Source organism: Achromobacter sp. GbtcB20 (genome assembly GCF_019091095.1).
GTDB lineage: Bacteria > Pseudomonadota > Gammaproteobacteria > Burkholderiales > Burkholderiaceae_B > Achromobacter > Achromobacter mucicolens.
The window spans coordinates 1-638 of the sequence record NZ_JAGXJZ010000145.1 but is presented as its reverse complement, the minus strand read 5'-3'; the positions used below and the strand labels follow the sequence as shown (position 1 = coordinate 638).

The window sequence follows — 638 nt, the reverse complement described above, 5'->3', positions numbered from 1 at the left end:
CTACCTCACCACGGCCCTGATCGTCGGCGCGGTCGGCGCCTGGCAACTGTTGCGGCGGCGCGACAATCCGGCGGTGCGCAAGATGCTCTCGATGGCGATGTGGATGCTCCTCATCGTCGCCCCGATCCAGGCCGTCATCGGCGACTTCCACGGCCTGAACACCGCCGAGCACCAGCCGGCCAAGCTGGCCGCGATGGAAGGGCACTGGCGGAACGAGCCGGGCGAGGCCATCCCCTTGCTGCTGTTCGGCATACCCGACATGGAAGCCGAGCAGACCCGTTACGCCGTCGGCATCCCGCGCCTGGGCAGCATCATCCTCACCCACAGCTGGGACGGCCAGTTCCCCGGCCTGAAGGACTTCCCGAAGGACGAGCGGCCGAATTCCCTGATCGTGTTCTGGAGCTTCCGCCTGATGGTCGGACTGGGCCTCCTGATGATCGCGCTGGGCGTGTGGAGCCTGCTGCTGCGGCGCGGCGGCCAGCTCTTCACGAAGCGCCTGTTCCTGCGCGCGGCCTTGTGGATGGGGCCGGCCGGACTGGTCGCCATCCTGGCCGGCTGGGTGACCACCGAGGTCGGGCGCCAGCCCTGGGTGGTGTACGGCGTGCTGCGTACGGCCGACGCGGTGTCGCCGCACGGCG

1 protein-coding gene is annotated in these 638 nt (G+C 69.6%); it reads left to right on the top strand.

The features are described from left to right. The coding region (locus KVT32_RS28240) for a cytochrome ubiquinol oxidase subunit I (RefSeq protein WP_217619219.1) at positions 1-638 on the top strand (638 nt) is incomplete at both ends.